Origin of the sequence: Candidatus Syntrophocurvum alkaliphilum (genome assembly GCF_009734445.1) — a bacterium.
GTDB classification, from domain to species: domain Bacteria; phylum Bacillota; class Syntrophomonadia; order Syntrophomonadales; family Syntrophomonadaceae; genus Syntrophocurvum; species Syntrophocurvum alkaliphilum.
This window is the reverse complement of the sequence record NZ_CP046457.1, coordinates 1322753-1347599: the sequence shown is the minus strand read 5'-3', so window position 1 is coordinate 1347599 and position 24847 is coordinate 1322753. Positions and strand designations below refer to the sequence as shown.

Here is a 24847-nt window from a genome sequence, read left to right as displayed (position 1 = left end):
AGGGGGTATATAATGTTAGAATGTCAATTAAATGTTCCCACTTACACAGAAAACTATAATTTTAATAATTATCTAAAAGAAGAAAATGATACAATAGAAGAATGGAAATATCAATATAGAAATCAAGTTAATACATTAGAGAAATTAGAAAAATATATTAATATTACAGATGAAGAACATGAAGCTATAATCCATACAACTGCAAAATGGGGGACTACTCCTTACTTTGCATCTTTAATGGATAGAAATGACCCTAATTGTCCAATTCGTAAGCAAGTTGTACCATCTAAATATGAACAAGAAAATAAATATGGTATTGAAGATTATCTAATATTCAAAGAAAATAGATCAGGTGAAGAAGAAAGACCAGATACTATTGCTAGACAATATCAAAATAGAGTAGCATTTACAGTCGTTAATGCTTGTGGTATTTATTGTAGACATTGTTTTAGAAAAGAGTTAGTAGTAGATGAATCTTTAGAATTACGTTTTGATATAGACGAAGGTCTAGAATGGATAAGTGAACACAATGAAATAAGAGAAGTATTAGTTACAGGTGGAGACCCCCTTTTATTACCTGATGATAGAATTGAATATGTTATTAGAAAATTAAGAGAAATACCTCATATAGAAATGATAAGATTTGGTAGTAGATTACCTGTAGTATTACCTCATAGAGTTACACCAGGTCTTAGAAAGGTTTTAGGTGAATATCATAGAGTACCTATTTGGTTGAATACTCAATGCAATCATGCAAAAGAGATAACAAATGAATTAGCTAAAGCTGTTTGGGATTTATTAACATGCGGTATCAATGTAGGAAACCAAGCTGTATTAATAAAAGGTATTAATGATGATGTAGAATCATTTAAACAGTTACACGAGAGTCTTTTAAATATTAGAATTAGGCCTTATTATGTTTTTTATTTAGAAGCAGCACCAGGAATAGATCACTTGCGAACTCCTATTGAAAAAGGGGCTGAATTAATAAGAGATGCCCTTAGAGGTCACACATCTGGTCTTGCTCAACCAATGTATGTAATAGCTACTAATATTGGGAAGATTCCTTTAATGCCTGATTACTATATCAAGGATAAAAATGAAAAAGAATATATATTGCAAAATCATCGGGGTGAAGTTACTTCTTTACCTACAATTCATTAAATATAATAAAAAAGGTCAAACTTTAAGTAAGTATTGACCTTTTTTATTTTACTTAATTAAAGAAAAAAATTATGTATTACAATTTACTAAAATATATGCAATAATAATAGTGCATAATAATAAAAGAACTACTTAATTGGGGGTCAAAAACATGTTTGGATTTATAGGTAATATTGGACCATGGGAACTAATATTAGTTTTATTAATTGCATTAATAGTTATTGGGCCAGGTAAATTACCAGATGCAGCTAAATCACTTGGTAAAGCAGTAACAGAGTTTAGAAAATCAAGTACTGGTGTTAAAAAAGAAGTAGAAGATGCTATGAAATTTGAAGACCCACCTGAAGAAGAAACAAAAACTTCAGAAAACAAAGATAAAGATACAGATAAAAGTTAAGACCTAAAAAACCCCTCTTGAGAGGGGTTTTTTTTAGAGGTTAAAATTGTTAAAATTTATATAAATTTGATTCCACTGCAAAAAGCTAAACTTAGAGTATGGAATCGGCTGAGCAAACATGTTTATCACGCCACTCATCGGTCTTTACCTTCATTTTAGCTTAGTACTTATTATCTAAAATGATTTTTTATTTATACTTAGCCGTGATCTATGCATCACGCCTTGCTACTTAAGGACTTAGATAAACATGTTTGCTCAGCCTTAAGTTTGTTGTAGTTACTTTTTGCAGCAGAATCAAATTTTGGATTACTAAAAATAATATACATAAATTTGATGTCTCTATAAGGGGGAGTGTAACTTGAAAACAGATATACAACAATTATTAAAAGAGAGAATTTTAATACTAGATGGCGCAATGGGAACAATGCTCCAGGAAAATGGATTAGAGCCGGGTATGTGCCCTGAATTATATGGAATTGAAAATGCACAAGTTTTATTTGAAATACATAAGCAGTATGTGGAAGCTGGTTCAGATATAATTCAAACTAATACATTTGGAGGGAACAGATACAAGCTTGATGAATTTGGACTTGGAGAACGTGTTGTTGAAATAAATACAGAAGCAGTAAGAATAGCAAAACAAAGTGCAAATAATAAAGCATTTGTTGCTGCCTCTATAGGTCCTACTGGAAAATTGTTAAAACCAGTAGGAGAGGTAGAATTTAATGATTTATATAATGTTTATAAAGAACAAGCTATTGCATGTGAAAAAGCTGGGGCTGATTTAATATCTATTGAAACTATGACTGATATAGGTGAAATGCGTGCAGCACTAATAGCCATCCGCTCAAATACTAGCTTACCAGTTTTAGCACATATGACTTTTGAAGATGGCGAAAGAACTATGATGGGAACTGATCCAGTAACTGCCTTAATCATATTAGAGGCATTATCCCCGCTTGCTATAGGTGCAAATTGCTCTGGTGGTGCAAAAGAGTTATTACCTATCATATCTACCATGGCTAATTATACTAGTGGTTATTTATCTGTTGAACCAAATGCTGGTTTACCTAGATTGATTGACGATAAAACTATATTTCCAGATTCACCTGAAGAAATGGCTGAATATGCAATAAGATTAAGTGATGCCGGTGCTAACATTATTGGAGGTTGTTGTGGTTCTACTCCTACCCATGTTAAAGCTATGTCAAATGCTGTTAAAGGTTTATCACCAAGAAAGCATACATCTAAAAAGTTATTTGCATTTGCTTCTAGATCTCAACACTTAATAATTGGAGATGATAAGCCCTTAGCCTTTATTGGAGAGAGAATAAATCCAACAGCTAGAAAAAATTTAGCCCAAGATATAAAAGATGGAAAAATGCAAATGGTTATAGAAGAAGCCAAGAAACAGGTACAAGTAGGAACTCCTATTTTAGATGTAAATATGGGGGTACCTGGTATAGACGAGGCTGAAGCTATGAAAAAAGCAATTATGTCTATACAATCGGCGATAGATGTGCCACTAGTTATAGATTCTACCAATTTAAATGCAGTGGAAGAAGGATTAAAAAACTTTATTGGTAGACCTTTAATAAATTCAACCACTGGTGAGGAAAAGGCTTTATCTGAACTATTGCCTATAGCAAAAAAATATGGAGCCGCAATACTTGGGTTATGTTTAGATGAAACTGGGATACCCGATAAGGCAGAGGATAGAGTTAAAATAGCAGGAAAAATATATCAGAGGGCAAAAGAATATGGTCTTCGTGATGAGGATATATATATAGATTGTTTGGTTAAAACAGCTAGTGCTGAACAGACTCAGGTAATGGAGACAATCAAGGCACTTCAATCTATCAAAGAAAATTTAAATGTAAGAACTGTATTAGGTATTAGTAATGTATCACATGGACTTCCAGCTAGAGATATATTAAACTCTACTTATTTATCAATGGCTTGGTATGGAGGAGTTGATTTACCAATAATTAATCCTTTTGACCAAAAAATGATGGAAGCAACAAGAGCAGCAGCCGTACTATTAAATCGTGATACTAATGCTACTCAATATATTGAAAATTATAAAGAATACCAACCAAGTGATAATATTGGTTTAAGACACACAATATGTGAAAAATGCAATTTACCAGATATCATAAGTGAAAATAAAGCAGAACAAAAGGAAGTAAAAATAACAGATGATAAAAATACTATAGTTGAAAATAATGTAAAGAATAATTTAAGTAAAGCCATTTTAGAAGGAAACGTAGATAACATACAATCTTTAGTAATAAATGCAGTAGAGAAAGAAAATATACCGGCTCTTGAAGTTGTAAATCAAGCCTTAATTCCTGGTATTGAAAAAGCTGGGGAGTTATATGATAAAAAGCAATATTTTCTCCCTCAACTAATGATGGCTGCTGAAAGCATGAAAAAAGCTTTTGCAGTTATAAAATCATACTTTGATGATTCAGATACTAGTAACCAGGGAGTAATAGTTATGGCTACAGTTGAAGGGGACATACATGATATTGGTAAAAATATTGTATGTGTATTATTGGAAAACTATGGTTTTAAAATTATAGACTTAGGTAAAGATGTCCCCGCTGAAACAATACTACAAAGAGCAGAAGAAGAAAAAGCTGATATTATTGGCTTAAGTGCATTAATGACAACAACTATGCCTCGTATGAAGGAAATTATAGAAGGTGTTAAAGAAAAGCAGTTAAATTGCAGAGTGATGGTAGGAGGAGCAGTGTTAAATCAGGAATATGCAGATAAAATAGGAGCAGATGCATATTCGGAAGATGCTAGGCAAGCAGTTATTACAGCCCAAAGACTTCTAGGACTTTCCTCTATAATTGAAGGGGAAAATAAATTATGATATAAACCAGAGATATAGGTATCATATTTATTAAATTATTATATAGTAATGAGTAATAAGTTGCAGGATTTAACTTTAATAGTGTTGAAAATATATAATTTAGGTATTAATACTATAAATAATTTATATAAGATAAAGCTTGTAAATTTATTGTCTTAATTAAAGGAGGTAAGTCCGAATGAATGCTGAGCATGTTGTAAACTACCTTGTGAATTGGCTTAGGGAAAAAGTCAAAGATGCTGGTGCTTCTGGAGTTGTATTAGGTTTGAGTGGTGGGATAGATTCTGCAGTGGTAGCTGCTATTGCAAAAAAGGCATTTCCAGATGATTCTATTGCACTATTATTGCCTTGTGAAAGTCATGTATCTGATTTAATGCATGCCCAATTATTAGCAGAAGAAATTAACATGAGATATAGAATAGTAGAATTAGATAATGCTTATAAGCTTTTACTAACACAATATGAATCGTATATAAAGTTAGATGGAGAAAAAGGCAGGCTATTGCGAGGAAATATCAAACCGAGATTAAGAATGACAACACTTTATTATTCTGCTCAAGCTAGAAACTATCTTGTTTTAGGGGCAAGTAATAAGGTTGAATTAATGGTAGGTTATTCAACCAAATATGGTGATAACGCTGTTGATATTCAATTAATTGGAGATTTTCTTAAAAGAGAAGTTTATGAATTAGCTTATTATTTAAATATTCCTCAAGTAATTATAGATAAACCTCCATCAGGAGGATTATGGAAAGGTCAAACTGATGAAGGGGAAATGGGTGTCAGTTATGAAGAACTTGACAGATATATTGAATATGGAACTGGTTCACCCGAGGTTATTGAGAAGATAGAAAAAATGATAACTAGTAGTGAACACAAAAGAAGACAACCATTAATAGCGAAAATACCTAGGGATTAACATATGTTATTATAAATTATTGTTGTAAAGGGGGATAGGGTACTGTGGCAGGACACTCTAAATGGGCAAATATTAAACACAAAAAAGCTAAAACTGACGAGAAAAGAGGCAAGGAATTTACCAAAGTTGCCAAAGAGATATCAATAGCTGCTAGAACAGGTGGGGGAGATCCTGATGCTAATTCTAATTTAAGGTTAGCCATACAAAAAGCAAAAACTATAAATATGCCTAATGATAATATAACTAGAGCTATTAAAAAAGGAACTGGGGAACTTGATAGTGAAGTTTTAGAAGAAATTGTTTATGAAGGATATGCTCCAGGTGGAGTAGCAATAATGCTTGAAATAGCTACAGATAAAAGAACTCGTACTGCCCCTGAAATAAGACATTTATTTTCTAAAAACGATGGCAACTTGGGGGAAACAGGCTGTGTATCTTGGATGTTTAACAGGTCAGGAGTACTCGTTGTAAATAAAGAAACTTTAAATATAGATAATGAAGAACTGATGTTGCAAGCTATTGAACTAGGAGCCGAGGATGTAAAAGAGGAAAATGAAGCTTTAGAAATAGTAACTATGCCAGAACAATTTTTAAGTGTAAAGGAATCCTTGGAAAATTATGGGATACAATTTGAGGCGGCTGATATAGAAATGGTACCAGAAAATTCAATTGAAATTAATGAGGTTTCAACAGCTCAAAAAATTCTAAAACTAATAGAAGCCTTAGAAGATCATGATGATGTTCAAAATGTGTATGCAAATTTCACATTACCTGACGAAATAGTTGAAAAATTATAAAAAAGCGGGGGAACCCCGCTTTTTTATAATTCTTTTATATACAACATTGGATGATAATTAATGTCAAAGCTTTACAAAAATACACCATAAATTCGCATAATAAGAAAAAATAAACAAGATAGATGTATAAAAACCTCTCATGTTGGCAATATTGTTGTAGTGAGAGGTGGTGCAATGTGGTAAAAAGCAAAATTGTAATCGTCTTAACATTATTTTTGTTAACAGGATTTGGTGCCGGAGTTCTATTTGCAAACTTAAACAATAATGTAGAAAATAAAGTCGCTGATCGGAAACCAAAGGAACCTGTTGTTCAAGTAGATGATAAAAAAGCAATAACTGAAGAAACGGCTTTAATTCATGAACAGAAGTTTCTTCGATGTGGTCATACAATAATATCTGAGTTTAAAGATCACCAAAAAATAATTGGTTTAAATATTGACGAAGTAAAGCAAATTTATACTGAAGAACAGGGTTTTGATATATATGTTAAAAATGATGATGTAATCATACAACAAAAAATAGATGATTGGTGTGCTAAGGATAAAGAAAAATACCGATTAAAAGAATATAATGGTAGAGTGACAGTCTTTAAGGGACCTGATAAGGACCATGATAGCTTATATTTTAGTACAGGTATCTCTTTTGAAACTCTTCCAGATTACATTAAAAAAGATATACTTGAAAACAAATACGAATTTTCCGATAAACAAACTCTTCATGATGCGCTACAGAATTTAGATGAATACCTATAAGAAATTTAGTGTGGATAAGGTTGGGCTTATAAACTCCAACCTTATCCTTAATTATTTAATTGATAATTAATTAGTGCATATTTTCCTTAATTTCATACTACCCTCCTGTGTAAATATCGCTAATTCCATAAAGGTATCTCGAACTCTTCCGTGTGGGTATATTTTATAAAGTTCATGATATAAAACACTTATGTTTTCACGAATACTCATACAGGTTTCAAAGACATCCTTATAATTGAGCTCACTAATTCCGTTACTTCTAGATGCAAAACTGTTAATACTTAAATCATTTTTAATCTTGTTTACTTTTAGATAAAGATTTTCAAGATTTTGATCGATTAATGGTTTAATAAATTCTATTTCTGTTTCATCAACACTGTTTGATATTTTCAATCCGCCCGAATAATAAAAATCTCCTAACTCAATGTTTAATAAAAATAGGTAATCTTTAAAAAGTTTTTGTTCTTCGCTTTTCTCAAAAGAAATGATTTTATTAATTATTTCCACACTATTTGTATTTTTACATAAAACAATAATATCTTGGAAAATGCTTAAGTTTAAATAATTAATTGAAAGTCCTAGGTCATAAACCTCGCTGGGCCTTTTGGGATATGGGCAACTTAGAGATTGGATAACAGAATTCTGAGAAATAATGTTTTGTTCTGCTAACATATATTAAGCCCTCCTTTCAAACGATAAACCAATCAGTCCGAACTGCAAAATACGACAAAAATCTTCTTAATTTAATTGTAAATATGTTCACAATTAAATTCAATATATCAACCAAATGTTAACTTAGTAATTTTTAATAAGAGATATAAACACAGCTAATCAATAACATGAAAGCATATAAGAATTAATTAATTAAGAAATATAAAGTTGATTCCACTGCAAAAAGCTAAACTTAGAGTATGGAATCGGCTGAGCAAACATGTTTATCACGCCACTCATCGGTCTTTACCTTCATTTTAGCTTAGCACTTATTATCTAAAATGATTTTTTATTTATACTTAGCCGTGATCTATGCACCACGCCTTGCTATTCGGGACTTAGATAAACATGTTTGCTCAGCCTTAAGTTTGTTGTAGTTACTTTTTGCAGCAGAATCAAAGCTTTATTTCTATAAGTAAATAAAATATCAGCAATAAAATTTAAAATTGATTCATGCTTTTAATGCAAAAACCTAAACTTAGACTAATTCTTTATTTTTTTGTTATAATAACTTATTAAGAAATAGTTAAATTTTGCATTTAGAGGTTTAAATTTATGATAACTATTGGGATAGACCCAGGTACAGCAACAACTGGGTATGGGGTAATTGATTACAAGTCTGGTCGTGAATCATTGATTGATTATGGAGTAATTTCAACCCCATCAAATACTGATATGTCTTTAAGACTATTAACAATAAGTAATCAACTTAACTTACTTATAAATAAATATAGACCAGAAGCTATTGCTATAGAGCAGATTTTTTATCATAAAAATGCTAAAACTGTTATAACTGTTGCTCAAGCTAGAGGAGTAGCAATGGTTACTAGTGCTAAAAATGGACTTGATGTTTTTGAATACACACCACTACAAGTAAAACAAGCAGTTGTTGGATATGGTAGTGCAGATAAAAGACAGGTACAGGTTATGGTTCAAAAGATATTAAATATGTCTAAAATCCCTCGTCCTGATGATGCAGCTGATGCTTTAGCAGTAGCAATATGCCATGTACACTCAAAAAAAATGTTAAACATTAGTAGAGGTGGTAGATGAAATGATTTCATTTCTTAGGGGGGAGCTTTACGCTTTAAATACTGAAACAGTAACTATAGAAGTAAATGGGGTAGGTTATGAAGTATATATCCCCAATGTTAATCAGCTAAGTGTTAATTTGGGAAAAGAAGTTCTTATACATACATATCTTCAGGTTTTAGATAATGAATTTAAGCTTTATGGCTTTGAAAACAAGGAAGATTTAGAATTATTTAAGTTATTAATAAGTGTATCTGGAATAGGAGCAAAAGCTGCCTTAAATGTGTTGGGTACTATAAATCCTATAAATTTTTATAATGCAATAATGAGTTCAGATGAAAAAACCCTTACTAAAATTCCAGGCATTGGGAAGAAAAGTGCCCAAAGAATTATTTTTGAATTAAAAGATAAGCTTAAAAATCATGAAATGCCTACTGTAAAACAAAACGACCAGAAAGTAAAACAAGATGAAGAATTAATAGAAGCTATGGAGACTTTAGGTTATTCACGTAGTGAAGTATACCCTGTAATTGTTAAGATGGAAAAAGCAGGAGAATTAAGTGGAGACATACAAAAAGACTTAAAAGTAGTTTTACGCAATATTGCTAATAAAGTCTTATAGATGGAGGAGTTTATTTTGAGTGAAGAGCGTTTAGTTTCATCATTAGCATTAAATGAAGAAGAAAATACAGATACATCACTTAGACCTTTAAAGTTAAACGATTACATAGGACAGGAAAAGATTAAGGAGAATATAAATATATTTATCTCAGCAGCAAAAGGACGTGAAGAGTCTCTCGACCATGTCCTGTTAAGTGGACCTCCAGGATTAGGTAAAACTACTCTTGCTGTTATTATAGCTAATGAAATGGGTAAACCCATTAGAAAAACTTCTGGTCCAGCTATAGAAAGGCCAGGAGATTTAGCGGCTATATTAACCAATCTTGAGCCTGGAGAAATACTATTTATAGATGAAATACATAGACTACATAGAAGTATTGAAGAAATTGTATATCCTGCAATGGAGGACTTTGCTTTAGATATAGTTATTGGCAAGGGGCCTGCTGCTAGAACTCTAAGGATTGATCTCCCGCCTTTTACTTTAATAGGTGCTACAACTAGACCAGGTTTATTAAGCTCTCCACTAAGAGATAGATTTGGCATTAGTTCTCGCCTAGATTATTACAATGAAAAAGAATTAATGGGCATTGTTAAAAGAGCTGCTAATATATTAAGTATTGAAATTGAATTAGAAGGTGCGTCAGAAATAGCAAAGCGCTCACGGGGGACTCCTAGAATAGCTAATCGTTTACTTAAAAGAGTTAGGGATTATGCAATGGTAAAAGCTAGTGGATTAATTAATAAAGATGTTACTGTAAAGGCCTTAGAATTATTTGAAATAGATAAATATGGTTTAGATAATGTGGATAGAATGATATTAGACTCTATAATTGTCAAATTTGGTGGTGGACCAGTGGGGTTAGACACATTAGCAGCTTCTGTTTCCGAAGAATCAGATACAATAACTGATGTTTATGAACCATTTCTTCTAAAAGTAGGATTGTTGCAAAAAACACCGCGAGGAAGGATTGCAACTGAATTAGCTTATAAACATTTAGGGTATAAAGCTGGTAGTAAATATGCAAACCAATTATTTGATGAATAAAAATACTAGTAATTAGGCAAACATTAACAATAGAAAAGCTGGTGGTAAATATGGAAAAAGTACTATTACATATATGTTGTGCACCTTGTGCTACTTATCCGGTTGAGGAGCTACGTAGTGACGGGTATGAAGTTATGGGTTATTTTTATAATCCTAATATACATCCATATAGTGAATTTGCTAAAAGGAAAGAATGGCTAGAACAATATTCAAAAAAAATTGATTTAAAAGTGATATTTGACGAAAACTACAATCCAGTTGATTACTTTAAAAACATATCTTATAGAGAAATAAGACGATGCTTTATTTGTTATCAAATGAGATTAGAACAAGCAGCACATATAGCAAAAAAAGGTAAATTTGATTATTTTACTACTACATTACTAGTGAGCAAATACCAAAAACATGAAGTAATACGAGAGGTTGGAGAGTTAATAGCCCAAAGGTATTCTATAAAATTTCTATATAAAGATTTTAGAGAAGGATTTTCAGAAACAGTTAAAATTTCTAAAGAAATGGGTATGTATAGACAACAATATTGTGGTTGTCTATATAGTGAAATAGAAAGATTTGCTCCCAAAGAAATTAAAAACAAAATATTTTCGTAGGTACAAAGTGAAAATTAAGAAAGGGTGAAGTCTTTGCATCTTGAGGGACTAGCAAAGCTTTTAATAACTATTGGCTTTTTAATAATACTAATGGGTGGGATGATTTTTATTCTATCTAAGTTAGGGGGAGCTGGGTTTAAAATGCCTGGTGATATATTAATAAAAAGAGAAAACTTTACCTTCTTTTTTCCTTTAACTACATTTTTAATCTTAAGTATTGTATTATCCATATTATTAAATATTTTTTTCAGGAGATAACTATAAATGGTTACAAAAAATATATACGACTTGTCAACTTACAAATTTGAATTACCTTCAGAGCTTATTGCCCAACATCCTGTGAGCCCTCGTGATAGTTCTAGGCTCTTAGTATTAGACAAAGAATCTGGTCAGATAAAAGATGAAGTTTTTAAAGATGTTATTGAATATCTGGAAACTGGCGATACCCTAGTTTTAAATGAGACCAGAGTTATGCCGGCAAGGTTATATGGATACAAGCCAACTGGGGCAAAAGTTGAAGTATTCTTACTAAAAAAGCGAGATCAATTTTGGGAAGCATTAGTAAGACCAGCAAAAAGACTTAAAAAAGGTGCAATAATAAACTTTGAAAATAGTTCAGTGGAAGTTAAAGTCATAGAAGACCTAGAGACTCCAGGGGCTAAGTTAATACAATTTTTAAATACCTCTAATTTAGAAGAATTTATAGAAAAACATGGTGAAGTACCATTGCCTCCTTACATAAACAGGTCGGCAAATGAAAAAGATAAACTAACATATCAGACTATTTTTGCCAATAAAACTGGCTCTGTAGCAGCACCTACAGCGGGTCTTCATTTTACTGATGAATTATTTACTAAAGTACAAGACAAAGGAATAAATATTGTGCGAATTTTACTTCACGTAGGGATAGGAACATTTAGACCGGTAAATAGTGCTGATATTAGAGACCATAAGATGCATTATGAATATTATGAAGTTGAAGAAAAAACAGCCCAACTATTAAATGAAACAAAAAATAATAAAAAAAGTATTATTGCAGTAGGAACTACTGTGGTAAGAACCTTAGAAACAGTATATAATGAAGATTATGGTTTTAAACCTTGTAGTGGAGAAACCAATAAATTTATTTATCCAGGTTTTAAATTTAAAGCTATTGATAAACTAATTACTAATTTTCATCTGCCTGAATCATCTTTATTAATGCTAGTTGCAGCTTTTGCAGGTATGGATAATACTATGCAAGCATATAACCATGCTGTAGAAAATAAATATCGTTTTTTTAGTTATGGTGACTCAATGCTTATAAAATAAGAACTGTAAGTAGATGGGGGACAAGAATTGTTAGAGTTTAAAATTACAAAAAAAGATGAGGAAACTTCAGCTCGCTTAGGAGAGCTTAAAATAACTCATGGAGTTGTAGATACTCCTATTTTTATGCCAGTAGGTACACTAGCAACAGTCAAATCACTTACTCCTGAGGATTTATGTGAAATGGGAATTAAGATTATATTATCAAATACATATCACCTTTATCTAAGGCCAGGTGAAGACTTGGTTGAAAAAGCAGGTGGATTACACAGTTTTATGAACTGGAAACATGGAGTTTTAACTGATAGTGGTGGTTTTCAAGTATTTAGCTTAAGTGAATTAAGACAAATAACAGATGATGGTGTGTACTTTAATTCACATATAGATGGCTCACGCCATTTTTTTACCCCAGAAAAGGTTATGGATATTGAACAAAAGCTAGGTGCGGATATAGCCATGTGCTTTGATGAATGCCCACCCTATCCATGCACTTATAAGGAAGTATTAAAAGCTGTAGAAAGAACAAGTGCATGGGCAAAAAGGTGCAAAGAGAGCCACACAAGAACTGATCAGGCCTTATTTGGCATAGTACAAGGTGGAGTATTTGAAGAACTCAGAAGAAAAAGTGCAAAAGAAATTAAAGAAGTTGAATTTCCAGGATATGCAGTAGGCGGTTTAAGTGTTGGTGAACCCAAAGAAGACATGTATGCTATGTTACAAGTAATGGATGAGTCACTCCCTACTGAAAAACCTAGATATTTAATGGGAGTTGGGGCTCCTGAAGACTTAGTTGAGGGAGTTAAAAGAGGCATTGACATGTTTGATTGCGTTTTGCCTACTAGACTTGCTAGACATGGTACTGCATATACTCACAAGGGGAAAATTACAGTAAGAAATGCTAAGTATAAGGATGATTTTACCCCGATAGATGAAGAATGTGGATGTTATGTCTGTAAAAATTATACACGTGCATATATTAGACACTTAATAAAAGCAGAAGAAATTTTAGCACCAAGATTACTAAGTTATCATAATGTATATTTTCTAGCAAAGTTGATGGAAAATATAAGAACTGCTATTTTACAAGGAGAATTTTCAGGCTTTTACAATAACTTCTTTGAAAATTATCAATACTAAGAGCAGGAATTTACCTTTAATTAGCGAAATCATTTAAAGTTTGACAAAATTAAGGAGTGATTAAAGATGGACGGCGGTTGGATTACAGTAGCTATTTACTTTGCATTTTTCTTATTGGTTTTTTATTTTTTAATTATTTTCCCCAGGAAAAAACAAGAAAAAGCACATAATGAATTACTAGATGGTTTACGTACAAGGGAAAAAGTTGTAACTATTGGTGGAATGCACGGAGAAATTAGTAAAATCAAGGATGATAGTGTTATTCTGAAAGTTCATGATGGCACTGAAATTGAGTTTTTAAAAAAAGCTATAGCATATAGAGCTGAGGATCAACAACAATGATTACACTTAAAGATGTAAAAAATAGTGATTTAATAAATACTTTTATAGCTAAAGGAAATGAGCACTTAGGTGAAATGGGATTTACTGATCATGGTAAACCTCATGTTAGCCTTGTTGCTGAGCTAAGCTATGTAATTTTAAAAAAACTAAAACATGATGAAAGATTGGCTGAACTGGCTGGCATAGCTGGCTATATGCATGATATTGGTAATGTCGTTAATCGTGAGCGCCATAGTCAGAGTGGTGCATTAATGTCAATGGAAATACTTGGTGGTATGGGGATGGAAACAAAAGAAGTATCAATAATTGCTGCCGCTATTGGTAATCATGACGAAGGTAGTGGTCATCCTGTGAATTATGTGGCAGCAGCCCTCATATTAGCTGACAAATCTCATGTTCATCGTAATAGAGTAAGAAATACTGATGTTGCTACATTTGATATTCATGACCGTGTGAATTATGCTGTTGAGCATTCACAGCTTATTATCGATGAAAACAGGAAAGTTATAACTATGGATTTAACAATTGATATAGAAATCTGCCCGGTAATGGAGTATTTCGAAATATTTTTAAGTAGAATGTTAATGTGTCGTAGGGCAGCGAACTATTTAGGTTGTGAATTCGAATTAATAATAAATGAAGCTAGGTTGTTGTAGTAATATATATTTTTTGATGTTGGAAGGAGGGCACACGTGTGAAGAAAAGTACTAGTGGCCTTTTAGCGGCAGTACTAATTGTGGTTTTAGGTGTGCTTGTTTATTATACGTATGAACCAGTAATAGAAGATGTTAATCTTGGCCTTGATTTACAAGGTGGATTGCATGTTGTTTTAGAAGCGCAAGAAATAGAAGGACAAGAACTTCAAGAAGATACTATTACTAAATCTATAGGTATCTTAAGGCAAAGAGTTGATGGCCTGGGTGTAACCGAACCTAATCTTTATCCCCAGGGTGATGATAGGATAGTAATAGAACTTGCTGGTGTAGATGACCCAGAGGAAGCAGTAAACATTTTAATTAATACTGCCCAGCTAGAGTTTTGGGATGAAGATGGCAATGTTTTATTAACTGGTGAACATCTAACAGATGCAAGAGCTGCAATGCAGCAAGGTTATAACGTGGCTGAAGTTCAACTAACATTTGACGACAAAGGTACTGAGCTCTTTGCCGAAGCTACTGCTGCTAATATAAATCAACCTCTACCTATAGCTATAGACGAAGAGGTTATTAGTTCTCCCATTGTTAATAGTGTAATTACTGATGGTCGAGCTGTAATTACTGGTAATTTTACTGCAGATGAAGCGCAAGAATTAGCAGTTTTACTTCGTTCAGGTGCTTTGCCAGTATCTTTTGAAATTTTACAAAAGAGAACTGTAGGACCAACCCTAGGTGCTGAGTCACTAGAGAGTAGCTTAATAGCAGGTCTTGTAGGTCTTATAGCGGTGTTAATATTCATGCTTGGTTATTATCGCCTACCTGGCCTAATTGCAAACTTATCTTTAGTTGTATATATATTGATTGTTATAGCTGTAATGAATTCTATAGGAGCAGTACTAACATTACCTGGGATACTTGGTTTAGTTTTGTCTATAGGTATGGCTGTTGATGCTAATATAATTATTTATGAAAGATTAAGAGAAGAATTACGTCATGGGAAGTCATTAAAAGCTGCCATTGAAGCAGGATACAAACGAGCACTATCTACAATTTTAGATGCTAATATAACAACTTTAATTGCAGCCTTAGTATTAATGTACTTTGGCACAGGGCCGATTCAAGGGTTTGCAGTAACCTTAACAATAGGTATTATAACAAGCTTGGTTGTTGTATTAACCTTTACACGTGCTTTACTATACCTATCTGGCAATATATCGCAGAACAAAAAGTTGTATGGTGTGTAAGGAGGGTAGTCAATGCAAATTATTCAAAGACGAAAAATTTATTATATAATATCTCTCATTATACTTGTTCCTAGTATAATTTCATTAATGTTCCAAGGATTAAATCTAGGTATTGATTTTCAAGGTGGCACTCTCCTACAAGTAAGAGTAGAAGCTGAAGAAACAACATCAGCAGATGTTAGAGCAGCACTGCATGATTTAGAATTAGGCATAGAATATAATGTGCAACAAAGTGATAATGACTTTTTTATAAGAACTACTGAATTAACTCAACAAGATACAGAAGCAATTATTTCTGGTCTTGATACTGCCCTAGGTGGAGTTGAATTATTAGAAACTGAAATGGTTGGGGGTATAATTAGTAGTGAATTAGCAAGAGACGCTATATTAGCTCTTATTATTGCTAGTGTATTAATGCTATTATATATAACAATTAGATTTGAACTATATTTTGGAATAGCAGCAATACTGGCTATACTTCACAATGTCATTCTAGTTTTAGGAGTCTTTTCAATATTCCAGTTAGAGGCAGGTATGCCCTTTATCGCTGCAATGTTAACCGTTATTGGTTACTCTATAAATGACACCATAGTTGTTTTCGATAGAATAAGAGAAAATATAAGTATGGAGCGTAGAGAAGATACCATAACTATGTTAAATAGAAGTATAATGCAGACTATAGTTAGGTCTTTAAATACGGTATTAACAACTTCGGTTGTATTATTTGCTGTTTTATTACTTGGAGGAGTAACTTTAGAGATAATAGCAATAGCAATGCTAGTTGGATTTATAGTAGGGGCATATTCATCACTATTTATAGCTACACCACTTTGGCATGATCTATCAAATAAGTTTAAAACCAAAAGGGTATAGTTTTATTACTAAGCAAATATTTATCCGCTTTTAAGTGAATGCTTAAAAGCGGATTTTTATTTGTGGTCACTTAGTTAATTAATAATAAATTAATTATGCTTATACAAAAGGAAAAATTTTGTTAAAAATAGAATTATTTTTATATATTAAAGGAAAAAGGGGATTTAAGATGAGAGGGTATTTAATAGGAATAATAGTTGTTATTATTTTGGTAACAATATTTGTAAGTCAAAATACGGCACCGGTGACAATAAGCTTTTTAAATTGGACTTCATCAGAAACATCATTAGCAATTGTTTTACTTTTATCTTTATGTGTAGGTGCATTAATAACGTTTTTATTTGACAGTATAAGAAATTTTTCTTTAACTAAGCAAGTACAAGAATTAAAACAGCAAAATAAAAGTTTGAAACAAGAAATAAATAATCTAAAACCTAAAACAGATCAAACAAAGCCTGAAGACAATACAAACAAAAATGAAAAAGAAGCACTAGATACATAAACAAAATATAGCTAAAGTTTCATATTATTAAAGTATAGTGTATATTGTACTAGATACAATTGACGATATGATTTACTAGTGGTAGAATAAACGACAATTTTAAAGATGATTGAGGAGAGTGTGAAATTTTGCGTTTAACCGGCACAATGAAAATTAATGATAAAGGGAACCTAGAAATAGGTGGAGTGGATTGCACAGATTTGGCTAGAGATTTTGATACACCTCTATATGTGCTTGATGAGGCAGGCTTTAGACAAAATTGTGCTAGTTTTAAAAATGCCTTTGCTAAATATGGTGATTCACTTGTAATATATGCAAGTAAAACCTTATCTTGTTTATCAGTTTATGCAATGATAAATGAAGAAGGTTTAGGATTAGATGTTGTATCAGGTGGAGAGATTTATACTGCTTTAAAAGCTGGTTTTCCAATGGAGAAAATTTATTTTCATGGAAATAATAAAAGCAGGGAAGAAATTACTTTTGCAATAGAATCTAATATCGGAAGAATAGTAGTTGATAACTTTTCAGAACTAGATCTTTTAACCAAAGTATGTGATGATTTAAATGTAAAACAAGATATAATGTTAAGAATTACTCCGGGAATTGAGGCACATACTCATGAACATATAAAAACAGGGCAAATTGACTCAAAATTTGGTTTTACATTAACAGATGGTCAAGCTATGGAGGGTGTAAAGGCAGCACTGAACATTCCTAATGTAAATCTTGTTGGATTACATTGTCATATTGGTTCGCAAATTTTTGAAATGAATTCATTTAAACATGCTACATTATTGATGATGGACTTTTGCAGAGAAGTGAAAAATGCTACTGGTTATGAGTTTGATGAGCTTGATATGGGTGGTGGCTTTGGAATTTTTTATTACCATGGTGATGAACCATGTGATCCTGAGGAATGGGCTGAAGCTGTTATGGTAACAGTAATTGAAAAAGCAAAAGAAATTGGAATAAAGGTTCCTAAGGTGGTGGTTGAGCCAGGTAGGTCAATTGCTGGACCAGCAGGAGTTACACTATATACAGTAGGAACATTTAAAGAAATTCCCGAAGTCAGAAAATATGTAGCAGTAGATGGAGGAATGACAGATAATTTACGACCTGCATTATATGATGCTAATTATATAGCAATGGTTGGTAATAAAGCAGACAAAGAACCTAAAGAGACAGTATCTATAGCTGGAAAGTGTTGTGAATCAGGAGATATGCTTATATGGGATATAGACCTTCCAAAACTTGATTCAGGAGATATTCTTGTAACATTTGCAACAGGAGCCTATAATTACTCAATGGCTAATAACTATAATAAAATACCTAAACCAGCAATGGTTTTAGTTAATAATGGTTCTGCAGAACTTATAATAAAACGGGAAACCTATGAAGATTTAGTAAGAAACGAAATCCTGCTCGATAAATTCAAATAAAACTAGCAAAAAAAAGTCGATGCTTAAAGGCATCGACTTTTTTTGCGCTATAATTGCGTATTTGGTTAGCTGTAGTATTAATATATAGTAACTGCATATGTTATAATTTCATAAAATTGAAAAATACGCACTGGCGAATAAGTTTTTGCATTAATTAGGCTAGCATAAAGCTAGTCGCTATTTAAATAGTGGTTTTATTAAAATTCTTACTAGAAAAATGAAATAAACAGGAGAGTTAAAATGGAAATAATTACTTCACATAACTCATTAGACTTTGATGGTTTAGCTAGTATAGTTGCTGCAGGTAAACTTTATCCAGCAGCAGTTAAAGTTTTTTCTGGTACCTTATCAAAAAATGTGAGACAGTTTTTAGCATTATACAAAGACTCACTAGAAATAAAGTCAGCTAAGGAAATAAATCTAAATGATGTAGATAGAGTAATAGTTGTTGATACAGCTAATGCTAATAGATTAGGAAAGTTAAAGAAAATAATAGAAAAAAAAGCGATTGATTTTCATGTATATGACCATCATCCATCAGCACCGGATGATATAAAAGGTAGTGTAATGGAGCTACATTTGACAGGGGCAGCTACTACCATATTAGTAGAAAAAATAATAGAAAAAGAAATAAATATCAACCCGTTTGAAGCAACTATACTTGCTCTAGGTATTTATGAAGATACAGGAAGTCTACTTTTTTCTTCTACAACACCTAGAGATGCCTATGTAGCAGCATATTTATTAGAGAAAGGTGCTAATTTAGCAGTAGTTGCTAATTTCATGGAAAGACCGTTTACTAGTGAACAAAGACAAATTTTACAGACTCTTTTAAATTCCTCGAAACATTATAATATTAATAATTCTGATATAGTTATTGCACAAGCTAAAAATAACCACTTCATTCCTGGACTTGATATAGTAAGTCATAGGTTGTTTGAAGTTGAAAATTGTGATGCTCTATTTGTTGTTGCTTTTATGGAAGGAAAAATATATGTAATAGGCAGGAGCAAAAATAATAATGTTAAAATTAATGATATACTGAAACCTTTAGGGGGGAGGGGTCATGAAAAAGCAGCATCTGCTATAATTAAAGATAATGATATTAATAAAGTAATAAATATTATTATTGAAGCTATAAAAGGAATAGTTTTGCCTGGAATTACTGCTAAAGATATTATGTCAACTCCAGTTAAAACAATCTCCAAAGATAAACCAATGGAAGAAGCAGGGAAATTGCTTTTAAGGTATGGTCATACTGGCATGCCAGTAGTTGAAAAAGATAACATAGTGGGGATTATATCTAGACGTGATGTAGATAAGGCTAGAATACACAACTTAGAACATGCACCTATTAAGGGTTTTATGACTACTGATGTTTTAACTATATCACCAGATACAAGTGTTAATGAAATTCAAAATCTGATGGTTGAATATGATATTGGTCGACTTCCAGTAGTAGAAAAAGGTAGGTTAGTAGGTATAGTTTCTAGAACAGATATCTTAAGGACCCTTCATGGAGATGAGTTTAATGACGACCATCAGATGCTATATACTACACATGATGAAAAAATTGAGAACTGTAATCAGCTACTATATGAAAGACTTCCATCTAAATTAGTTACTATATTAGAAATAGCCGGACAGGTAGCGGATGAGATAGGGTCTTCAGTTTATAGTGTAGGTGGGTTTGTAAGAGATTTATTTTTAAATGTACCTAATTTTGACATTGATTTAGTTGTTGAAGGAAATGCAAAAGACTTAGCTGAAAACCTAGCTTCTCGTTTGGGGGGCAAAGCACGGTTACATGAAAGATTTCAAACTGGAGTGGTTATTCTTCCAGATGGTATGAAAATCGATGTAGCAGCTGCACGTACCGAGTATTATGAATTTCCTGCAGCACTACCAAAGGTTGAACGCTCTTCTATTAGGGAAGATATGTACAGAAGAGATTTTACCATAAACACATTAGCTATTTGTTTAAATCCTGATAGATTTGGTAATTTGATAGATTACTTTGGTGGACGTAAAGATCTTCAGGCAGGTTATATACGAGTATTATATAACTTTAGCTTTGTAGAAGATCCTACTAGAATTCTAAGGGCAATAAGATTTGAACAAAGATATAATTTTAAAATAGAGCCTGACACCTTTAGGTTTGCTACTGATGCTGTACAAAGAAGACTACTAGGAAAACTTTCATACAAGCGTATTTTACAAGAATTAATTTTAATATTATCAGAAAAAGACTCCGTATCATCGCTTGAGCGTATGAGAGAAATAGGTGTGTGGAGATTTATACTACCAGAAGTAAAAATAGAAGCATTAAATAAAAATGAATTGCGAAGGATACCTATCATTTTAGGCTGGTGGAAGGAAAGATACTATAAAACTAATGTTAAGGGATGGCTTATATATATACTAGTTTTTCTTGCAACCTTAAACAAAGATCAAGTTGCTGATGTTTTGGAGAGATATCCATTTGATAAAGAATCAAAAAAATCAATTTTAGAGTTAGAAAAGGTGCCTAAAGCATTAGAGAAAATTAATAGCAATTATAGCATCTCCCCTAGTGTAATTGATAAATTAATTGGAAACTTTACTCTTGAAACAACAGTATATCTTTTATTCTGCATAAAAGATGAAACAGTATGGGAAAAAATTGTAAAATACATTGATTTAAAGGATAATATAAAAGTAGAAATAAATGGTCATGATTTAAAGGCTTTAGGACTTAAAGAAGGACCTGAATTTAAGACTATATTAAAAGAAATATATAATTTAAAGTTAGATCAGCAAATATCTACTAAAGCCGAAGAAATTAAAGTAGTAAAAAAATGGATTAAGGAAGGAAGAATAAATTAATGGATTGGATAATTCAAACTTTATTTTGGTTACCAGGTATATTAATTGGACTTACGTTTCATGAATTTGCTCATGGAAAAGCTGCTGATTATTTAGGTGATAGCACTCCCTATAATCAAGGAAGATTAACATTAAATCCATTACCCCACATTGATTGGGTAGGTTTCATAATGCTTTTAATATTTAAATTTGGATGGGCAAAACCTGTTTTAGTAAATCCTCATAACTTTAGAAATGTTAGTATCAAAAAAGGTATGATGTTAGTTTCTATAGCAGGACCAGCAATGAATATCTTCGTAGCCCTTGTAGGTATGCTTTTAACTAGAATATTACTACCTTTTTATCAAGTGGAAACCGTAAGTATGTTTATTCAATTATTAGAGCCCCTAATCTTAATAAACTTAATTTTAGCTGTTTTTAACTTAATACCATTACCACCTTTAGATGGATCCAAAATATTAGCTGGATTTCTTTCAGATGCTGGAGCAAACACATTATATTCTTTAGAACAATATGGACCACTGATTTTACTACTATTAATTTTTACAGGTGCAGTTGGAGCAATTATTTGGCCCATAGTAGAGTTTTTATATAGTATTTTATATTTTATAGTTTTCTAAGTGGGGTGAGTAGGTTATGGCTTATATAGTCGATCTTGAAACTTTCCATGGACCACTTGATTTACTTCTATATCTAATAGAAAAAAATGAAATTGATATTTATGATATACCAATCGCAGAAATAACTAACCAATATATTGATTATTTAAGAGATGATGGACAAATACATTTAGATAAATTAGGAGAATTTTTAGTTTTGGCATCATATTTATTAAACTTAAAGTCAAGCTTGCTACTACCTAAAAATATTGAGGAACAAGATAATATAGAAGAAGATCAAATCGATCCTAGGCAAGAGTTAGTCAACCGATTGCTAGATTATAAAAGATTTAAAAAATGTGCTGAATATTTAGAGCAAAAACAGCATGGTAATTTACAAAGGGTATTTTTTAAAAACAATGTTTTGGAAAAAAACGAAAAAGAAGTTTTATTAGCAGATGTCAAACTTCTTGTAAAAGCATTTCATAAATTATCTTTAAAAGATAACACGACAGAAGAAAAATATGAAATGCCACAAAATAATGTAAGTATAGACGAAAAAATTGAAGATATACTATCAGAGTTGCATTTAAGAGGTAAGAAAGGTTTTATATTTCAGGGTCTTTTTTCTGCAGTGAAAAATAAAAGAGAAGCAGTAGTTTTATTTTTAGCACTTTTGGAATTGATACGTTTAAAAAAAGTAGAAGCTTTTCAAGCTTCAAGGTTTGGTGAAATAACTGTTTATTTACGGGTGATATAATGTTAATGAAAAATGAAGTTAAAGCTGCTATAGAAGCAATTTTATTTATACGCTCAGAAAAAGTTACTATTAGTGAATTTACCGAGCTATTAGATTTAGAACAAGCAGAACTACATATAATTATTAATGAAATGATTAATGAATATAATAATTCATCAAGAGGAATACAAATTATTAAGGATAAAAATAGCTATATAATGTGTACTAAACCAGAATTTTCAGAACTGCTTTCCAACATGACAAAACCAGCCATAAGAAGACTGTCACAAGCTGCATTAGAAACTTTAGCTATTATAGCTTATAAACAACCAGTAACTAAAGCTGAAATAGAGCAAATAAGAGGAGTAAAGGTTGAAAAAATAGTAAATAACCTTATTGAACAAGGTCTTATAGTGGAAACTGGTAAAAAGCAAACAGTTGGTAAGCCAGCTATGTACTCTACAACCGATGAGTTTTTAAAAGTCTTTGGTCTGACATCATTAGATGATTTGCCGGATATTAAAGAGGGGATATCATAATGACTAGAAAATCAATAGAAGAGCAAATAAAAATAAAAGCTGAAAAAAACAAAGGTATAGCTAAGCATATGGTTAGTACTCAAAGCTTAGTGGAGGAACAAATCCTAAAAGCTCAAAAAGCTGGTAAATTTGATAACTTAGAAGGTATGGGTGAACCTTTAAACTTAGAAGAAAACCCATTTGAACCAGATGAAGTTAGAATGGTTTTTCGAATTTTAAAAAGAAACAACTATGCTCCTTATTGGATTGAACTTGGAAACGATATAGATGCTGATATAGAAAAGTTTTGGCAGGAAGTAGAAAAATTTGAAAAATACACCAGATTATTTTTTAGTGGAAAAAATAATCGTATATCAATAAAGAGATTTGAAAATAAGCAAAACCGTTTTTTAGAAGAAAGAAAAGCTATATTACAAAATATAAATAAAAAAATAACAGATTTTAATTTACACTGTCCGGCCTTTCACTTAACTAGACATAACTTAAATGTAATAAACGAAATGGAAAAAGTAAGAAATAGGATAAAACCATAGATAACAAGTCATAATTAAGTATAAACTTATATAAAATGGAAAAGATATACTAAAACAGGAGTTTTAGTGTGTCTAAAACAATAATTTTATGGATTATACTTGGAAAGCTATTAATTATATCGTTTTTATATATAAAAATACAGTTAACTATTAAAGTAATAGAAGAAGATAATTCAAAAGCTTTAGTTATTGAATTTATTCCTAATGTTAAAAAATTTAAAAAAGAATATAAGTTCAATAACTTAGATATTGAATTTTTATATAAGATGTTCGCTTTAGAGTCTAATATCGAAAAGGAAGACTTTAAAGGTGAACCTGTTTCTGAAGAAGAACAATTAACACTTATAAACAAGATACTAAAATTTAATACAAATTTTAAAGTAGCTTTACAACAAGCAAAGGATACCTATAAATTTACTTCATTAATACTATCGTTTATAGTTTTTGACAAAATAATATGGAAAACTAAAGTGGGCTTAAATGATGCTATGCATACAGCAGTAAGCGTTGGTGGCTTTTGGGCAATAAAAGGAATTATCATAAGTACACTATCAAATTTTGCTACAATCAATAAAATAGAATTAGATGTTAAGCCTGACTATACTAAAACTGATTTTTTTACCTATTTAAACAGTATAATTAAAATGCGAATAGTGCATATTATTATCATATTAATACTTGTATTTGCACTAAAAGTCAGGGGGTATTTAAATGGACTCAGAACAAAAACAAAATCATCCCATTGAGGGATTAATGAAAACTGCAATGCAAAGCATAAAAGATATGGTTGATGTGAATACAGTTGTTGGAGATGCAGTAGAAACGAATGATGGAAGCGTAATCATCCCTATTTCACAAGTGGCTTGTGGTTTTGCTGCAGGTGGTGGAGAGTATGAATTAAGTGAAGGTGACAAACCAAATGATATGCCATTTGCTGGTGGAAGTGGTGCTGGTGTATCAGTTAAACCCATGGGTTTTTTAGTAGTAAGAATGAATGATGTTAGGCTAATTTCGGTAAATGGAAATCAGTTAGCTGAAAGAGTAGTTGATGTAGCACCGCAGATATTTGATAAAATAGATCAACTAATTCAAAAGAAAAGTAATGTTCAACATCATAAAGATATCTAAATTAAATCTTGTT

27 protein-coding genes are annotated in these 24847 nt (G+C 31.6%); 26 read left to right on the top strand and 1 reads right to left on the bottom strand.

Translation table 11 applies throughout. The annotated features are described in order from the left end of the window. Positions 1-12 precede the first annotated feature (12 nt). The 6 genes from SYNTR_RS06535 to SYNTR_RS06510 all read left to right on the top strand — a co-directional run bounded on the left by SYNTR_RS06535 (position 13) and on the right by SYNTR_RS06510 (position 6913). Positions 13-1164, top strand: coding sequence for a KamA family radical SAM protein (locus tag SYNTR_RS06535; protein WP_156203769.1), 1152 nt, complete (start codon positions 13-15; stop codon positions 1162-1164). Positions 1165-1315: 151 nt separating this feature from the next. Further along, positions 1316-1561, top strand: coding sequence for a Sec-independent protein translocase protein TatB (gene tatB, locus SYNTR_RS06530; RefSeq protein ID WP_156203768.1), 246 nt, complete (start codon positions 1316-1318; stop codon positions 1559-1561). 358 nt (positions 1562-1919) lie between these two features. After that, entirely contained in the window at positions 1920-4445 is a 2526-nt protein-coding gene (locus tag SYNTR_RS06525) for a homocysteine S-methyltransferase family protein (protein ID WP_156203767.1), read from the top strand. 178 nt (positions 4446-4623) lie between these two features. Continuing rightward, positions 4624-5364: an NAD(+) synthase gene (nadE, locus tag SYNTR_RS06520; protein WP_156203766.1), complete on the top strand. Its 741-nt coding sequence runs from the start codon at positions 4624-4626 to the stop codon at positions 5362-5364. A 44-nt stretch (positions 5365-5408) separates the two neighbouring features. Next, the gene (locus SYNTR_RS06515; RefSeq protein WP_156203765.1) at positions 5409-6161 is read left to right on the top strand and encodes a YebC/PmpR family DNA-binding transcriptional regulator; all 753 of its coding nucleotides are present in this window, start codon (positions 5409-5411) and stop codon (positions 6159-6161) included. A gap of 176 nt (positions 6162-6337) precedes the next feature. After that, positions 6338-6913, top strand: coding sequence for a hypothetical protein (locus SYNTR_RS06510; protein ID WP_156203764.1), 576 nt, complete (start codon positions 6338-6340; stop codon positions 6911-6913). Between the two features lie 66 nt (positions 6914-6979). Here the strand turns inward: SYNTR_RS06510 and SYNTR_RS06505 are convergent, their stop codons facing one another. Then, the gene (locus tag SYNTR_RS06505) at positions 6980-7585 is read right to left on the bottom strand and encodes a hypothetical protein (protein WP_156203763.1); all 606 of its coding nucleotides are present in this window, start codon (positions 7583-7585) and stop codon (positions 6980-6982) included. Between the two features lie 594 nt (positions 7586-8179). Here SYNTR_RS06505 and ruvC point away from each other — a divergent pair. The 20 genes from ruvC (at position 8180) to ytfJ (ending at position 24834) form a co-directional block, all read left to right on the top strand. Further along, positions 8180-8677: a crossover junction endodeoxyribonuclease RuvC gene (ruvC, locus tag SYNTR_RS06500; protein WP_156203762.1), complete on the top strand. Its 498-nt coding sequence runs from the start codon at positions 8180-8182 to the stop codon at positions 8675-8677. A 1-nt stretch (position 8678) separates the two neighbouring features. Further along, a complete protein-coding gene (ruvA, locus tag SYNTR_RS06495; RefSeq protein WP_156203761.1) occupies positions 8679-9278 on the top strand; it encodes a Holliday junction branch migration protein RuvA in 600 nt (199 codons plus the stop codon). A gap of 15 nt (positions 9279-9293) precedes the next feature. Next, positions 9294-10322 (top strand): Holliday junction branch migration DNA helicase RuvB, encoded by a 1029-nt coding sequence (ruvB, locus tag SYNTR_RS06490; protein WP_420885497.1) that lies wholly within the window; start codon positions 9294-9296, stop codon positions 10320-10322. Between the two features lie 50 nt (positions 10323-10372). After that, positions 10373-10930: an epoxyqueuosine reductase QueH gene (locus SYNTR_RS06485; RefSeq protein ID WP_156203759.1), complete on the top strand. Its 558-nt coding sequence runs from the start codon at positions 10373-10375 to the stop codon at positions 10928-10930. 90 nt (positions 10931-11020) lie between these two features. Next, the gene (locus SYNTR_RS06480) at positions 11021-11188 is read left to right on the top strand and encodes a DUF2905 family protein (protein ID WP_156204716.1); all 168 of its coding nucleotides are present in this window, start codon (positions 11021-11023) and stop codon (positions 11186-11188) included. 6 nt (positions 11189-11194) lie between these two features. Next, complete coding sequence (gene queA, locus SYNTR_RS06475) at positions 11195-12241, top strand: tRNA preQ1(34) S-adenosylmethionine ribosyltransferase-isomerase QueA (RefSeq protein ID WP_156203758.1); 1047 nt, start codon at positions 11195-11197, stop codon at positions 12239-12241. Between the two features lie 27 nt (positions 12242-12268). After that, positions 12269-13375, top strand: a complete 1107-nt coding sequence (gene tgt / locus SYNTR_RS06470; protein ID WP_156203757.1) for a tRNA guanosine(34) transglycosylase Tgt — start codon at positions 12269-12271, stop codon at positions 13373-13375. Positions 13376-13441: 66 nt separating this feature from the next. Then, positions 13442-13717: a preprotein translocase subunit YajC gene (yajC, locus tag SYNTR_RS06465; protein ID WP_243140151.1), complete on the top strand. Its 276-nt coding sequence runs from the start codon at positions 13442-13444 to the stop codon at positions 13715-13717. Then, entirely contained in the window at positions 13714-14373 is a 660-nt protein-coding gene (locus SYNTR_RS06460) for an HD domain-containing protein (protein WP_156203756.1), read from the top strand. The genes yajC and SYNTR_RS06460 overlap by 4 nt, the downstream gene beginning before the upstream one ends. Before the next feature lie 38 nt (positions 14374-14411). Continuing rightward, positions 14412-15617, top strand: a complete 1206-nt coding sequence (secD, locus tag SYNTR_RS06455) for a protein translocase subunit SecD (protein ID WP_156203755.1) — start codon at positions 14412-14414, stop codon at positions 15615-15617. A 12-nt stretch (positions 15618-15629) separates the two neighbouring features. Continuing rightward, positions 15630-16490, top strand: a complete 861-nt coding sequence (secF, locus tag SYNTR_RS06450) for a protein translocase subunit SecF (RefSeq protein ID WP_156203754.1) — start codon at positions 15630-15632, stop codon at positions 16488-16490. Positions 16491-16659: 169 nt separating this feature from the next. Beyond that, positions 16660-16992: a LapA family protein gene (locus SYNTR_RS06445; RefSeq protein WP_156203753.1), complete on the top strand. Its 333-nt coding sequence runs from the start codon at positions 16660-16662 to the stop codon at positions 16990-16992. 146 nt (positions 16993-17138) lie between these two features. Next, positions 17139-18431 carry a diaminopimelate decarboxylase gene (lysA, locus tag SYNTR_RS06440; protein ID WP_243140150.1) on the top strand — a complete coding sequence of 431 codons (1293 nt, stop codon included), beginning with the start codon at positions 17139-17141 and terminating at the stop codon, positions 18429-18431. A 240-nt stretch (positions 18432-18671) separates the two neighbouring features. Beyond that, positions 18672-21296 (top strand): CBS domain-containing protein, encoded by a 2625-nt coding sequence (locus tag SYNTR_RS06435; RefSeq protein ID WP_156203751.1) that lies wholly within the window; start codon positions 18672-18674, stop codon positions 21294-21296. Further along, complete coding sequence (locus tag SYNTR_RS06430; protein WP_156203750.1) at positions 21296-21916, top strand: site-2 protease family protein; 621 nt, start codon at positions 21296-21298, stop codon at positions 21914-21916. The genes SYNTR_RS06435 and SYNTR_RS06430 overlap by 1 nt, the downstream gene beginning before the upstream one ends. Positions 21917-21932: 16 nt before the next feature. After that, positions 21933-22655 (top strand): segregation and condensation protein A, encoded by a 723-nt coding sequence (locus SYNTR_RS06425; protein ID WP_156203749.1) that lies wholly within the window; start codon positions 21933-21935, stop codon positions 22653-22655. Between the two features lie 5 nt (positions 22656-22660). Further along, positions 22661-23173 carry an SMC-Scp complex subunit ScpB gene (gene scpB / locus SYNTR_RS06420; RefSeq protein ID WP_243140149.1) on the top strand — a complete coding sequence of 171 codons (513 nt, stop codon included), beginning with the start codon at positions 22661-22663 and terminating at the stop codon, positions 23171-23173. Then, positions 23173-23706, top strand: a complete 534-nt coding sequence (locus SYNTR_RS06415) for a DnaJ family domain-containing protein (RefSeq protein WP_156203747.1) — start codon at positions 23173-23175, stop codon at positions 23704-23706. Before scpB ends, SYNTR_RS06415 begins: the two co-directional genes overlap by 1 nt. 68 nt (positions 23707-23774) lie before the next feature. Next, positions 23775-24452: a DUF2953 domain-containing protein gene (locus SYNTR_RS06410; RefSeq protein ID WP_156203746.1), complete on the top strand. Its 678-nt coding sequence runs from the start codon at positions 23775-23777 to the stop codon at positions 24450-24452. After that, positions 24418-24834: a GerW family sporulation protein gene (ytfJ, locus tag SYNTR_RS06405; RefSeq protein WP_156203745.1), complete on the top strand. Its 417-nt coding sequence runs from the start codon at positions 24418-24420 to the stop codon at positions 24832-24834. The genes SYNTR_RS06410 and ytfJ overlap by 35 nt, the downstream gene beginning before the upstream one ends. Positions 24835-24847 lie beyond the last annotated feature (13 nt).